General features: G+C 36.0%; 18 protein-coding genes and 1 pseudogene. 7 read left to right on the forward strand and 12 right to left on the reverse strand.

Annotation, left to right across the window (positions count from 1 at the left end):
- Window positions 1-5: 5 nt before the first annotated feature.
- Together EXE30_RS05145 and EXE30_RS05150 are read right to left on the reverse strand one after the other, a co-directional pair.
- Window positions 6-887, reverse strand: coding sequence for a LysR family transcriptional regulator (locus EXE30_RS05145; protein ID WP_130161484.1), 882 nt, complete (start codon window positions 885-887; stop codon window positions 6-8).
- A 181-nt stretch (window positions 888-1,068) separates the two neighbouring features.
- The gene (locus EXE30_RS05150) at window positions 1,069-1,500 is read right to left on the reverse strand and encodes an SRPBCC family protein (protein WP_130161485.1); all 432 of its coding nucleotides are present in this window, start codon (window positions 1,498-1,500) and stop codon (window positions 1,069-1,071) included.
- A gap of 230 nt (window positions 1,501-1,730) precedes the next feature.
- Between EXE30_RS05150 and EXE30_RS05155 the strand changes: the two genes are divergently transcribed.
- The gene (locus tag EXE30_RS05155; protein WP_130161486.1) at window positions 1,731-3,929 is read left to right on the forward strand and encodes a TonB-dependent siderophore receptor; all 2,199 of its coding nucleotides are present in this window, start codon (window positions 1,731-1,733) and stop codon (window positions 3,927-3,929) included.
- Window positions 3,930-3,979: 50 nt separating this feature from the next.
- Here the strand turns inward: EXE30_RS05155 and EXE30_RS05160 are convergent, their stop codons facing one another.
- The 6 genes and pseudogenes from EXE30_RS05160 to EXE30_RS05190 all read right to left on the reverse strand — a co-directional run.
- The gene (locus EXE30_RS05160; protein WP_130161487.1) at window positions 3,980-4,678 is read right to left on the reverse strand and encodes a DUF1826 domain-containing protein; all 699 of its coding nucleotides are present in this window, start codon (window positions 4,676-4,678) and stop codon (window positions 3,980-3,982) included.
- Window positions 4,679-4,973: 295 nt separating this feature from the next.
- Window positions 4,974-5,972, reverse strand: coding sequence for an NADP-dependent oxidoreductase (locus tag EXE30_RS05165; RefSeq protein WP_130161488.1), 999 nt, complete (start codon window positions 5,970-5,972; stop codon window positions 4,974-4,976).
- A gap of 55 nt (window positions 5,973-6,027) precedes the next feature.
- Window positions 6,028-6,831, reverse strand: a complete 804-nt coding sequence (locus EXE30_RS05170) for an oxidoreductase (protein WP_130161489.1) — start codon at window positions 6,829-6,831, stop codon at window positions 6,028-6,030.
- Window positions 6,832-7,223: 392 nt separating this feature from the next.
- Entirely contained in the window at window positions 7,224-7,664 is a 441-nt protein-coding gene (locus tag EXE30_RS05180; RefSeq protein ID WP_130161490.1) for a winged helix-turn-helix transcriptional regulator, read from the reverse strand.
- 91 nt (window positions 7,665-7,755) lie between these two features.
- Entirely contained in the window at window positions 7,756-8,007 is a 252-nt protein-coding gene (locus EXE30_RS05185) for a VF530 family protein (protein ID WP_130161491.1), read from the reverse strand.
- Between the two features lie 104 nt (window positions 8,008-8,111).
- A pseudogene (locus EXE30_RS05190) lies at window positions 8,112-8,309 on the reverse strand (transposase); the annotation flags it as partial.
- Window positions 8,310-8,446: 137 nt separating this feature from the next.
- Here EXE30_RS05190 and EXE30_RS05195 point away from each other — a divergent pair.
- From EXE30_RS05195 to EXE30_RS05205, 3 genes are all read left to right on the forward strand, one after another.
- Window positions 8,447-8,989: a hypothetical protein gene (locus EXE30_RS05195; protein WP_130161492.1), complete on the forward strand. Its 543-nt coding sequence runs from the start codon at window positions 8,447-8,449 to the stop codon at window positions 8,987-8,989.
- Window positions 8,990-9,328: 339 nt separating this feature from the next.
- Window positions 9,329-9,718 (forward strand): hypothetical protein, encoded by a 390-nt coding sequence (locus tag EXE30_RS05200; RefSeq protein WP_130161493.1) that lies wholly within the window; start codon window positions 9,329-9,331, stop codon window positions 9,716-9,718.
- An 81-nt stretch (window positions 9,719-9,799) separates the two neighbouring features.
- Window positions 9,800-10,312 (forward strand): hypothetical protein, encoded by a 513-nt coding sequence (locus tag EXE30_RS05205; protein ID WP_130161494.1) that lies wholly within the window; start codon window positions 9,800-9,802, stop codon window positions 10,310-10,312.
- A gap of 20 nt (window positions 10,313-10,332) precedes the next feature.
- Here the strand turns inward: EXE30_RS05205 and EXE30_RS05210 are convergent, their stop codons facing one another.
- Entirely contained in the window at window positions 10,333-10,527 is a 195-nt protein-coding gene (locus EXE30_RS05210; RefSeq protein WP_130161495.1) for a hypothetical protein, read from the reverse strand.
- Between the two features lie 124 nt (window positions 10,528-10,651).
- Between EXE30_RS05210 and EXE30_RS05215 the strand changes: the two genes are divergently transcribed.
- From EXE30_RS05215 to EXE30_RS05225, 3 genes are read left to right on the forward strand one after another with little or no spacing between them, the layout of a single operon-like run.
- Entirely contained in the window at window positions 10,652-10,903 is a 252-nt protein-coding gene (locus tag EXE30_RS05215) for a hypothetical protein (protein ID WP_130161496.1), read from the forward strand.
- Window positions 10,904-10,907: 4 nt separating this feature from the next.
- On the forward strand, window positions 10,908-11,324 hold the full coding sequence (locus EXE30_RS05220; protein WP_130161497.1) for a hypothetical protein: 417 nt from the start codon (window positions 10,908-10,910) through the stop codon (window positions 11,322-11,324).
- A 30-nt stretch (window positions 11,325-11,354) separates the two neighbouring features.
- On the forward strand, window positions 11,355-11,573 hold the full coding sequence (locus tag EXE30_RS05225) for a hypothetical protein (RefSeq protein WP_130161498.1): 219 nt from the start codon (window positions 11,355-11,357) through the stop codon (window positions 11,571-11,573).
- Between the two features lie 245 nt (window positions 11,574-11,818).
- Here EXE30_RS05225 and EXE30_RS05230 read toward each other — a convergent pair whose 3' ends face one another.
- From EXE30_RS05230 to EXE30_RS05240, 3 genes are read right to left on the reverse strand one after another with little or no spacing between them, the layout of a single operon-like run.
- Window positions 11,819-12,136 (reverse strand): hypothetical protein, encoded by a 318-nt coding sequence (locus EXE30_RS05230; RefSeq protein ID WP_130161499.1) that lies wholly within the window; start codon window positions 12,134-12,136, stop codon window positions 11,819-11,821.
- Window positions 12,136-13,293, reverse strand: a complete 1,158-nt coding sequence (locus tag EXE30_RS05235) for a replication initiation factor domain-containing protein (protein WP_130161500.1) — start codon at window positions 13,291-13,293, stop codon at window positions 12,136-12,138. The genes EXE30_RS05230 and EXE30_RS05235 overlap by 1 nt, the downstream gene beginning before the upstream one ends.
- Window positions 13,293-13,511, reverse strand: coding sequence for a hypothetical protein (locus tag EXE30_RS05240; RefSeq protein ID WP_034595631.1), 219 nt, complete (start codon window positions 13,509-13,511; stop codon window positions 13,293-13,295). The genes EXE30_RS05235 and EXE30_RS05240 overlap by 1 nt, the downstream gene beginning before the upstream one ends.
- Window positions 13,512-13,536: the final 25 nt, after the last annotated feature.

A 13,536-nucleotide genomic window follows, 5' to 3' on the forward strand; every position in this document is an offset into this window, starting at 1 on the left:
ATTTTCTAAAATTTATGGTTGATTAAAGTTTCAATAAATTGTTCTGAAATATGGGATATTTCAAAATTCTTTTTATAGACAATACCCACTGTTTTATGGATAGTTTCAGCTTGTAACTCAAGCAAAACATTTTGTTCTAAATCGATATGTTTGGCGAAGTGACGTGGAATCGCACTCACGCCAATACCAAGAGCAACAAAACTAGAAAGAGAGGAGATTTGATGACATTCAATTTTTAGATCCAATGTCATATTGTTGCGCAAGCAATTCTGTTCAATCAAATGACGGACGATTGAGGGCTTTTGTAAGGTAATAAAAGGATTGGAAAAAAGTTGTTGCCAAGTGATCGTAGAGGAGGTTGCTAAAGGATGATTTTTAGGCAATAAAGCGAGGAAATCCTCTTCAAATAGAGGTTGAAATTCTAAACCTTCAGTCATATCAGGTTCAAAACATATTCCTAACTCAAAGATCCCATCTTGAACTTTTTCGATAATGGTTTCATTCGGAATATCATGAATGGAAAAATTAAGGTTTGGGTGAAGTGATAAAAACGCATGAATCACGTCAGGCAAGATTGCATGAGTGACAAATGGCATAGAGGCGATACTGAGCGTACCGCGATTCAGTTTAAAACGCTGTTTGACATCATTTTCCATTTCATCCCAATTTGCGAGTAATTTTTTTGCATAGGGGATCAGTGATTTTCCCTCCTGAGAGAGTTCAACACGGCGCGTATTTCGATTAAACAACTTACCGCCCAATTCCTCTTCAAGACTTTTAATAGAAAGACTTAGGGCAGATTGACTCAGGTGTAACTCAAGAGAAGCATTGGCATAATTTAAGGTACGAGCAAGTGCCAAAAAGGCTTTTAATTGCTTAAGTGTCATCTCTTTCCCTGAGCTAAATCGTTCTATAGAGCTAATTTATCGTAAAAATGAACTGAATGTTATTTTAGAAATCATTTTTCAAAGAAAAGTTGATAAATACACCAAATAAAAACTCCCACAATTTGAAAAAAAAAGGGGAGTTTACTTCAAAGATTAGAGAAGATTTGACTTTCTCTAAAAATTATACTTTCAGCTTTTTAAGCCCACGGCTCACACCATTCTGTAGTGCAATTTTTATGATAGGACCAATAAATGGAACTCGACCTTTAAACATAATCGTATAGTCCAAACGACTACGATTATGACCAAGATCAGTAAACTTCATCACACCGCGATGATCTTTGATCGGTGCAATACCACTGGTAATGGCGTATTCAATCAGTTCATTTTCTTTATAGACTAAATTTGTTTCAACAAATGATGGTGTTAATGGAAGAGATAGCTTACGTGCCGAACCGACACCATTACGCGCATCCTTGCCATCACTGAGACGCGTCACTTTTGCTGGGGCGAAAAGTTTATTTAGGTTTTCATGCTCGCTGAGGATCTCAAAAACCTTTTCGACAGGGGCATTGAATTCTTGCGTTATGTTGATCTGTTGCATTTTTAGCATCACAATTCCTTCTTTTAATTTGACATGATGTATTGTCATTTTTGGATATTAGCACGCTTTGAATGGCTCAGGAATTTTCCTTTGTCGGAAATTTAAATAATGCCTGATTAAGATCATTCAACAAATCTAAGATATACAGTAGAAAAGCTTGTTCAATCGCACAAAATTGTGAATACTCCTCCTCGTAAAACTTAGGCTGTAAGATTATCTTTTGGGGTTAGGCAACGACTGTGAAAACATATCCATTTTCTCGTTTACAAAAAGCATTATTGGCAGTTGGCTCATTTTCCTGCTTAGGGCTTAGCTCAACAGTCGTACATGCAGAAAATGAAAATACGACACCACGACTTCCGACCATTACCGTCGCAGCACAAGTAGAACAACCAATTTATCATCAGCCTAAAGTGAATTTATCGGGTTTTACTCAACAAAATCTTATAGAGATTCCTGCATCCATCAATACAGTCACAGCAGAACGCATTGCAGATCAGCATGCAAAAACACTCACCGATGTAGTAAAAAATGATGCCGCAGTAGGCGATGGCTATGCACCAATTGGTTATTATCCAAACTTTGTCATGCGTGGCTTTGCTTTAAACCTCGGTTCGAGTTATTTACTGAATGGTAACCTCCTACGAGGTGAACAAAATGTAGCGCTTGAAAATAAAGAACAAGTCGAAATCCTAAAAGGCATAAGCGCAATTCAAAGTGGTATGTCAACACCCGGTGGTGTAGTCAACTATGTGACTAAACGTCCAAAAGAGATTCGTTCCATTACAGTTGAAGCAGACAGTCATGGCGGTCATCGTGTCGCGAATGACTGGGGTGGTTTCATCAGTGAAGACCAGCAATTTGGCTATCGAATCAATCTCGCTCACGAAGACATTCATCCATATGTAGAACATACCAATGGTAAACGTTTATTTGGCGCTTTGGCTTTAGATTGGAACATTTCAGATGCTTCAAAACTAGAATTTGATATCGAATCACAGCGTCAACGCCAACGTTCTGTCGCGGGTTATCAATTACTTGATGGAAAAACTGTACCTAAAAATGTGGAATGGGATCGCTTACTTGGCTATCAGAGCTGGAGTAAACCCGTAACCAATGAAAGCCTCAATGCCAGCTTAAAGTATAGTCAACAAATCAATGATCATTGGACTGCAAACCTGTCTGCATCACAAAGTCGTGTCGTGGTCGATGATTATTCGGCATTTCCATGGGGTTGCTACAGTGATATATGTCAGACTACAGGCTTAGGCAATAGTTTTGACCAAAATGGCAACTATGATATTTATGATTTCCGCAGCCCTGATGACAGCTACCTAACCAATCAATTTAAAACAGGATTAAACGGTAAATTTAATACGGGATCTTGGCAACATAAGCTTAATGTTGAATTGTCTCAGACCTACAAACGCCGTGCGCAACATGATGCTATCAATGAGTTAGTGGGCACAGGAAATATTTATAAAGATAGTGAGACATACAATCCTTCTAACATTCCTTTAGGCAATCGTTATAAATCTTTAGATAGTCAGCAAACCGCATTAAATTTGCTTGACCAAATCCATTTCAATGACTCATGGTCTGTTCTCATGGGTGGAAAACTGCTGCATTTAAATGAAAAAGCTTACGATGTTGAAGGTCATAATATCCGTGATACGGATTTAAATCGATTCTTACCTCAGTTCGCGCTGATGTATCAGCCTTGGGAAAATACCCATCTCTATGCGTCTTATGCCAAAGGCTTGAGTGATGGTGGACAAGCACCGTGGTTTGCATTCGGTAATGAAGAAAAAGGAATTGTAGGCAATGCATTTGCAACACTTGAACCTATCAAATCCACCCATTATGAATTAGGAGTGAAGCATCAATTACAATCTATGCTGTTTACTGCTGCCATATTTAAATTAGAGCAAGATCATCAATATACAAATTCTGATAACTACTACTTAACTGAAGGTCAACAACACAACCTTGGCTTAGAGTTGGGTGTACAAGGGCGCTTAGGGCAGAGCCTAGACATGATATCGACATTAGCTCTTACTCGTTCGCGATTAAAAGATATAAATGTCTTAGATTATCAAGGGCATCAAACTCAAAATGTGCCGAAAGTACGTTTCGCCAGTTATTTATCTTATCAAGTGCCACAAGTAGATGGATTACGCTTGTTAACAGGCATGCAATACAGCAGTAGTAAATACGCTAATAAATCAGGTACAGTGAAAGTATCTGGTTATACAGTATTTAATGTCGGCACTGCCTATAACTTCCGTGCTTATGGGTATGACAATACTTTGAGATTTAATGTTGACAATGTATTCAATAAAAAATACTGGCGAGATGCAGGTAGCTTCTTTGGGGATGATTATTTATTCCTTGGTGCGCCACGTACCGCGCAGTTGTCTTGGAATGTGAGTTTTTGATTGATTGGTTATCTTAAAGGTAAATATACACTCGTTGATTTGTTCATGATTTAACAAATCAACAGCAGTCTATATTCATTTTCTTTTTCGATAGGTGCACGATGTACACAAGGTAAAACTTGTTGTGCTGGATGATCTACCGCTAGCCGCCAAAGATGTCCTAAACCTAAATTCACAGGTTTTGTATCAGGTTTAGGCTGATAATGCAGATCAAAGAAATACTCTTCTAGAAAATTTTCAAATTCAGCTTCTGGGCCGTCATGTAATTTTTTAAGTTTTTCCCTGATTTCAGGAATTAGAATTTTTTGTTCAACTTGATTATGGGGCAGGATATCACTTGCAGAACCATGATAGGTGCACAAAAAAGTATCTGTTGGGATGGGTGATCGGTCAACATGAAACGAATATACATCTGTTGAAATAAAATCTAGCTCATCATCTCTTTCGTAACTTTTAAGCAAATTCAGAGACGGTGATGCTCCAAAATCAGTTAAGTGTTGTATATCACTTATGATAATTTCTCTTGCTAAATTGCCATTTTCCGAAAGTTGTAATGCTAAAAGGTCTTCAACTGAAATTTCCGTAATATTTTCTTTTAATTCAAGTTTGGATACAATCTCTTGAAAATTACCAACCAAAGTTCGATACCAGCAAATGGCATTACTTTCTCCTTGAAAATTGGAATTTACCAATTCAGAAAAAGTAGAAACCACGTTAATTTGATTGTTGTCAGAGAATGTATTCTTCATAAGAGAATTAGATAATAAACAGGGGCTAATAATAACACTTAGCTTTATAAAAACATTGCATTTCAATTAAAGTAGGTTGGTAACCCCGTTATTAAGAAACATGATTGTAATGAAGCCATGGTTACAAAGATCGCGGTAAATAGCTGATAGATGATATTTAGAATACACAGCAACGTGAAATTAAGATCGCAGATATTCACGTTGCTGTGCTAAAGTTACTAACTCCTAAAATAATTTCTGAAATATACAAACCAGTTTTGAATAGAGAAATAATAATGAATATGTATGTTCAGTCTCATTCAGAAATTTTCAAGACCACTTTGCCTTTGGTACGTCCAGTATTAACGTAGTGAAGTGCTTCTTTTATTTTAGAAAAATCATATTCTGTATCTACCACAGGTTTTATTTTTCCAGTCTCAACAAGGTGTGAGATTTGAGATAGCTGTTGACCATTAGGTTGCATAAATAGAAATGAATAAGTAACGCCACGTTTTTTTGCTTTACGTCTGATTGACCAGCTTAGAAGCGGGATAACACATTTTAGAAAACGGTTTAGATTAAATGCGTCTGTAGTAGCTTGATCGGGTGGACCTACAAGACTGATAAGCCGCCCACCACGTTTAAGGACATTGAGTGATTTATCTAAGGTTTTTCCACCTTGCGTATCTAAAACCACATCATATTCTTTAAGTTCTTGCTCAAAATCTGTCGTTTTATAATCAATAATAATATCGGCGCCTAGCTCTCTAACCCAACGAGTATTTTTACCACTGGTCGTTGTTGCGATAGTTGCACCTAGATGTTTAGCAAGTTGGATTGCGATTGAACCAACACCGCCTGAACCCGCGTGTATCAGTACTTTTTGTCCTGCTTGAACTTTTGCCATTTCAACCAGCGCTTGCCATGCTGTTAATGCAACCAAAGGTAAAGAGGCCGCCAGTTCCATCGAAATATTTTGAGGTTTAAGTGCAAGTGAAGACTGTTCAACCACAGTATATTCAGCAAAAGCGCCGTTTAAATCTGTCTTGGCATAGACTTCATCTCCAGCTTTAAACTGAGTAACGTTCGATCCAACTTCTACGACTGTACCTGCAAAATCATTGCCTAAGATGAAAGGAAATTTCACTGGCAGAATTGCTTTAAGTTCACCCTCTAAAACTTTTAAGTCGAGAGGGTTAATACTTGCAGCATGAACTTTAACAAGTACAGCGTCCGCTGTCAGTGGTGGTTGAGATCGTTCATCTAACTGTACGCCATCAATGTTGCCATAACGGCTAATATACGCTGCTTTCATTTGAAACCTCTATTTATCGAAATTCGTTTTAAAATTTTATAGGCTTGGGTTTGTTCTAAACTTTCAAGCTGCGGTGAATTAATTTGTCAAAGATTTTTGCAGGTGCAAATTGTCTTAACGCTTTTAAGTTTTTAGCAGTTTTTCCTGCTGTGTAGCGTGGCACGACCTGTTGGCTTTGAATAACAGCTAAAATTGTATTGGCAACCACACTTGGGTCATCTGACTTATTAATTGAGTTAATCATTTGTGTATGTAGCTTTTCACGAGTTTGATCGTAAAAAGAAATTTTATTGTCTGCTTCGAGTAAGTTTACTCCCAAAGACGTATTGGTATAAGCAGGTTCAATAAGTGACACGCGAATGCCTTGAGATCTTAATTCGTGATCTAAAGATTCAGAGTAACCTTCAAGTGCATGTTTTGATGCAGAGTAAAGTGCGCCAAAAGGCAGAGGTAAAAGTCCAAGAATTGAACTGATATTTAAGATTAACCCTGTTTCTTTTTGGCGCATATGGGGAATCACTGCACGAGTCATTCGAACAGCACCAAAAAAATTGGTATCAAAAATAGCCTGTGCTTGTTGCATTGAGCTTTCTTCGGCACCAGCAGGTGCTATTGCAAACCCAGCATTATTAATTAAGACATCAATTTTTCCTTCGGTTGCTATTACTTTTTCAACGGCTTGGGCAACTGAATTGTCTTGATTTACGTCTAACTCAATAAGATGGAATTTGTATTTTGATGAATCTTTTGCTCGTCTGCTTGTGCCATAAACAACAAATCCTGCCTCATGTAAAAGGTTTGCTGTTGCTAAGCCAATACCAGAAGATGCGCCTGTAATTAGAACTACTTTATTAGTCATACCATTTTCCCAATTTGAAGGTGTTCGCTATTCAGTTTCACCTTGATATTTCCATCATAATCTAAAAACAAAATAGTTACTACTAAAATGATAGTGCCTTTTATCGAATTTATTTGTCGTTTTTATTGGCTCATACGATTTTCAACACAATTTCAAAATTAATGCAGAAAGAGATTGCAGACAATTGATGAGTGGGATCCTAGAGTCATTGATGGAATTGCTAGAGAGCAGTGGGGCATCATCTTTAACAATCGGGGTCTTGGTGGTTCACAAGGAGAAACCCCAACTACTGTTCAATGGCTGATGATGCGATTGTATTCAATGAAACCCTTGGTGTTTAACTATTACCCAATAATAAAAAAGCACTCTCATTGAGTGCTTTTTTATTTATATTATTCGCTTTTTAGGCGAATAGGGCGAGTGCCAATTTCAGCTCCCGTCATTTGGTCTAACACAATAGGTTTGATTTCAGTACCTTGTTCTGCATCAAGGAAAGTCATCATTTTTTCAGGCTGTTCATAAGGTTTGTATTTTCGCCCCCATGCGCCAATCACAAATAAAACAGGTAAGAAGTCTTTACCTGCTTGAGTTAATACATACTCTTCACGCGGCGGGTGTTCAGAATATTGTCTTTTTTCAAGTAAGTTTTCATCTACCAACACAGATAACCGTTTTGTTAGCATTGTAGGTGCAATACCTAGACTTTTACGGAACTGATCAAAACGAGTAGATCCTACATGCGCATCTCGTAAAATCAACATGCTCCACGCATCACCTAGTACAGAAAGGCTTCTAGCGATTGGACAGGTTTCAAGACTAGTATTTTTACTCATAGAATTAATAAGTTGATATCTGACTACTTAAATAATAGTAACATGGTTCTATATTCTTAACTATGACAATTAGCTATTTAAAATGCTGAGGCTAGGGTTTTGATAGCTGCGATTTCTGTTTAGCTTTTTGGCGTAAGACATACAAATATAAGTTTTCTACTTTTTCACGTGCCCATGGTGTGGTACGTAAGAATCGCAATGATGATTTAACACTTGGATCTATACAAAAACATCTAATTTCAATTTTACGATTTAAGCCTTCGAAGCCACCGTAGTAATCCAATAACTCATCCAAAATGTCAGCAAGTTTTTTGCCGTGTAAAGGGTCATTGGAGGTGTTCATAATAGATCAACCATATTTTTGGAGGCCATTATTATAACCTGAGCTAGTTAGAAAATGAGAGAATTGGAACTTAAACGTAATTAACATATAAAATTACTGCTTAATAAGACTTTGATCATTAAACAACACTGGATGGTGGCTGCGTCAGAATAAGTTTGATTTTGACCTTGTTTACCATTTGCTTGCGCATACCACTGTGTCTTGGAATCAAACCAAATGGTGAGATTTCCACGATTAATGAAAGCTCGGTTGTAAGAAGACCAATTCGTTGTACGATATATTTTGGAAGCAGGCTTATTCATCTAGGAATTCTATTGCTGAATAAGTCCTGAGAGATAGGTTTGTGCAACAAAGTCTGTTGCAATTAAAAAATCTAATATTTATAAATATTGGTTAAATATGTTAAAAATAGATTTTTAATCACTAGAAGATATGAATAATGATTGAAATTATGACTTTAGTTATTGCTTTATTGTCTTTAATAGTCACCTATATTGTTTATTATAATAATACAGTTGGTGACGTGGTTGTTTACGCTCAAGTTGATTTAGGCAGACCATCTTTAATTAATCTTGTTATTCATAATATTGGTAAAGGAATAGCCAAAAACATTAGTTTCATCTGTCCAGATGGCGTTCCTTCACATGCATATGGCATATCAGGTTTGACAGAACCTAAAAAAAATTATGAATCAGGTGCATTTGTTAATGGTTTACCAATTTTATTTCCTGATGAAAAATTAATTTTCTCTTGGGGGCAGTTTGGGGGGCTTAAAGAAGCATTAAATGGCAAGCCACTTGAATTAACAGTTGTTTTTGAAAGCCGTACAGCCTTACAAATTTTTAAACGAAAAATTAAAAACAAGTTATCGATAGATCCTACAGCATTTGAAGGAGTAGATATTAGTACTCCAGTTTTTGAGAATGAAGTTAAAAAATCGCTGAAAGAAATCTCTGCTTCATTAAAAAAGATGGCATCATAAAATGTGTTCATTTAGCTTTTTTATTATAAAATGAATTATCTATTAAACTTCTGAAAGACTTAGTACTTGAGAAAATATGAGCAAAAAAATTTTAGATCGTTTTGAGCAATTACTTATTGAGGCGGAAAGTATACTTAAATCATCTTAAGAGTTTGATAGGGTTGCATTTCATTCGAAACTTATATTATGTTACTTAGGAGGATACTCAGCAACGTGAATATCTACGATAATAATTCACGTTGCTGAGCTGTAGCTACAAACAGTGTTGTGTAGGCTACAGTCTTAGACATTCTATTTAACATAAAATGAAGTTATGCGACTTCAGGATGATCCCTATAAATGACAGAAAATAAAGGTACTTTATCTAATAAAAGTGGTCCTATTTTAAAAAAATTGATTGATATGGATCCCGAGGATATAAATCTAAAATATATTTTTGATCACATTAGAAATTACGGTATTGCTTCCACAATGATGATTGCAGGTTTGTATTTATGGAAGCATCCTGAATCTGCATTTGGTATTATTCTAATTTTTAGTGAATTTTGGTCTTTATCATTGATTTTGTTGGGTTTGTTTTTAAATATTTTAAATCTTACTCAAATTATTTGGGTGCTGGGAAAGGTAAAAATGCCATTAGGCATCTATATTTTTCTAATGTTTTTAATTTTCTATATAGTACTAAGTTTTTTAGCCTCTTATGCTAAATACTTTATGAGTATTTCTTAAAACACATCAAAACTTTTGTAGTTTTTATAGCTGGATTTATTATTTAGAGTTGTTTATAAAATAATTTTAAGGACTATTTATATGAATAATTTATCCTTTAATGCACAAGCATTTTCAAAATTCATTGAGTGTCAAAACAACCAACTTGAGAATACTCCATTTGTAAAATCATCCTATTCTAATCCAGAAGAGTGGGGGGATAGTCTGCGTCCTTTTTATATTAGAGAACTTGATGTTGTGGACTATGATGGACGAGATTCATCTTTTCAGTATTATTTAATTTCTAATAAAAACTTTAAATTGAAATCATCGCAATATTCTGAATTAATTAAAGATTTAGATGAATCTGAACTCTTGAGGTTTATGGATAATAAAGAAGGGCATTCAAACTTTAATCGATACATAGTCTATGATAAGTTATTCACTTTAAAGGAATCTTATCGTCTTTCGTTTTATATAATCGCACTCGAATATCGTGCTTTAATTGAAGCAATTAAAATAAATAAAATCTCTAAAGAACTAGAAAAAACGGCAATTTTATACTGCCATCGTTGTTTGGCCAGTTCTTTCAATAAAAATTATCATAAAATTTAAAGTTAAAAGATGACTATAAATTAGTCATCTTTCCCTAAAACTTCTTCTCGATATTTCATGACATCTGCTGTTTTAAGTTCAGGTAGATACTTACGTATTAACGTATGGATTACATCTGACTCTTTAATTCTCGTCTTCTTCTCGATCATCATTTCAAGAGCAGTATTTTTTACCATCTCTTCTTCATCATCACGTAATCGAATAGTAATTGCCATTTCCTCTTCACCCTAAGCCTTTCGGCTCACACCTGTAATTTGTGATTTATATTTTATGATATATTGTATTATCACAAATCAGATGTTATAAATACCAGTTATTGTGATTTGTGATATTTGATTTATGAAAAATGAATACCAATTCTTCGATCGTCAGAGTTTTGTTCAAGCCTCATTTAATGAAGTAGCACGAATCGTTGCTGAACATGGTCATCCATGCTTAGACGTTTGTTGTCCAGCTGAATCTACAGAAAGATGCCTTGAGCATTTGGCAGTAGTTGCAAGTGACTGGTCGTATGACTATTCACTGATTGATGCCCATTTAGAAACCTATAAAAAAGCCAATGCTGAAATTCGTGAATATTTAGGAGAGTAGGGCCATGGATAAGGCGTGTGATCTAATTAATAAAATCCAAGACTTCGATAAAAACATTCATCAACTTAACGAAATCTATGAGCAATCTAACTCCATCATGGATGAAATTGTCTTAGCTGCTACATATTCGGAAATTGATCTTCGTGTTTGCCAAAACCTTAAAGATTATTTGAATGGTGTAGTTCAGAACAAATTGAACCATTGCCAGCAGCTCATCACTAAAAAACAGAAGCAACCCAAAGAAAATTCAGTCGTTCAAACCTTTGAACATAAAATAGCCAATGTACTGATAAACACGGTACATCCAATTAAGCAAGGTTCTCAAACCCCAATTTATAATATGCGGGAAACGATTGATAATTTTTGCACAAAACCTCTAGATATCATTGAAATTTTCATAATAAACCTTATTAATTTCTAATCACTTACAATTTACAAAGGATAATGAACAGTGAGTCAAATAGATTTATCAAATATTAAAGAAGTTATTGAAGAAGATAATATTAGTTCAGTAAATTTTCGATTAGACAAAGGGTGGCAACTTTTAGCTGTTTCTCCAGGAACCTACGATGATGGAGATTCGAAAAAAGCATATTTTTTATATACATTAGGGCATACAGAAAAACAGCCTTTACCAAAAACAGTGTTTAACTTTGGATCAGAGTCATAGCCACGCAGACTTGCGTAGGCTGAACTAATACGCAAGTCGAGTAGCGATCTGATTTCTGCATAACTTATATTATGTTACTTAGGATACTCAGCAACGTGAATTATGATCGTAGATATTCACGTTGCTGAGCTGTAGCTACAAACAGTGTTGTGTAGGCTACAGTCTTTAGATATTCTATTTAACATAATATACATTATACGCAGTATCGTATAGTTAAGCCTTTGTTTCATAAAGGCTTTTTAGTTTTACATTAATGATTTTGGTGGCGTTGGTAACTTCACGTCAACAACAACGTACTTCATAGCTTTACCAGTTGTGACCATGTCAAACGTGATATCAGCTTCGATTGGAAAGTCTTTTTGTTTAAATTGTCGCAACTGAGCCATGTTGCTAGAGTCTTGCCAATTGAAAGTCTCACAACCGTTGCCTATTGCCGTACCTTGGGATAAATCCATTGGAATCTCACAATACAAAGCAACATGATCATAGTGACGACCTGATTTATCATCAGGTTTAAAATCAACAGCTTTAGCACCCAAGATTTTTACTTTTGATGTATGCATTACATTCTCCGAGCAGTTAGAAGCACATGATCGAGTCGCTTGGGAAATGCAAGCGGATCAGCACAACAGATTAAATTGATGAGTTCTTCAGGTTCGAATACGTCTTTAAAGACGTTGATGTATTTACCGTACTGATGCTTGATATTCTCAATAGCGGTTTTGAAATTGATTTGCGCTGTCTTTGTAATGGTTTCGATACGTTCAGGCTGTAGGTGTTCAGCTAGATCGCGGAAACATGGATATGCAGCTATAAAGAATTCTGATGGTGCAAGTAGCATGTCAAAAGGAAGAATTCGATCTATAGATTTAAATTCAACCTCTGCACGTTGCCAATTGTCATTGGGATCACCCTCTGCACGACCTTTTTCGTACAGTCTCAGATACTTACCTGAGTCACGGCTACCAATACATAATGTACGTCCTTTGCCGTTCGGTCTGCGCCAATTGCCTTTATGCTCAATGTTTGGAGCACGATTGCCGAGTTGGAAGCCACCTAGCCCATCTTGCATATTGCCCCAATCGACACTGACGTTTTTACCTTCAAAGTCATCATGTGCAATATCAACACGTGTTAATTTCGCTCGTTTAGCTTGAGTAACTAAGAAGTTATAAAGTCTTAATTCCCAACCACTTTTAGCGAAATTACAACCACGTCCATTGATCATAATTAAGATTGTATTGCGTTGACCACCGATGCAGACAAAGCCGAAATCCTCACCAAGTACATAGCTTTGGTTGTAGAAATTAAGACCATTGTTACGACATGAAGTCGTTGAAAATCCAAAGATATGTTCTAAAAGTGGATCAAGTACAGCTACAGCAGCAGTACAACGATGTGATTCAAGAATAAATTCATCTTCTTGCCAAAGATAATCACCCAGTGACTCTAAACCGATTGTAAAGTTGACCCAGTCAATGACAGCAATTTCATTATCAGCAGGCATTCTATATTCAATGTGCTTCACGCCATCGTTTGTCATAATCATGTGACTTGATGGAATTGTGTATAGCGGATTGTGTTGGTACGGGATATCGGCGTCTTGTGGACGAGTATCGAATTTCTTTACCCCCATCTTATTAATGGGGGTTTCAACTGCCGATTTTTTCATTCCCCCCGATAACACAGTGGGTATTGGTTGTTTTTTGTACTTATCCATCAGCAAATCCCCATCGATCTAAAATTATCGTTTTCAGCTTTGATTGCGTCACAGTAGGCAGCAACTTTAGGATTTTTATAGCCCCACTGGTTCATCGTTGATTCAATGTAAAAAAGTACGAATTCAGTCTCGAACGCAGGATTACCCCCCACGATCAACTCAACTCCCCGATCATGAATAATCTTTGCTACAGTCTCGAAAGCTAGTTCTTTTTCCATTTTATGATTTATCACAAATGATATT

This window comes from Acinetobacter halotolerans, assembly GCF_004208515.1.
Classification (GTDB): Bacteria; Pseudomonadota; Gammaproteobacteria; order Pseudomonadales; family Moraxellaceae; genus Acinetobacter; species Acinetobacter halotolerans.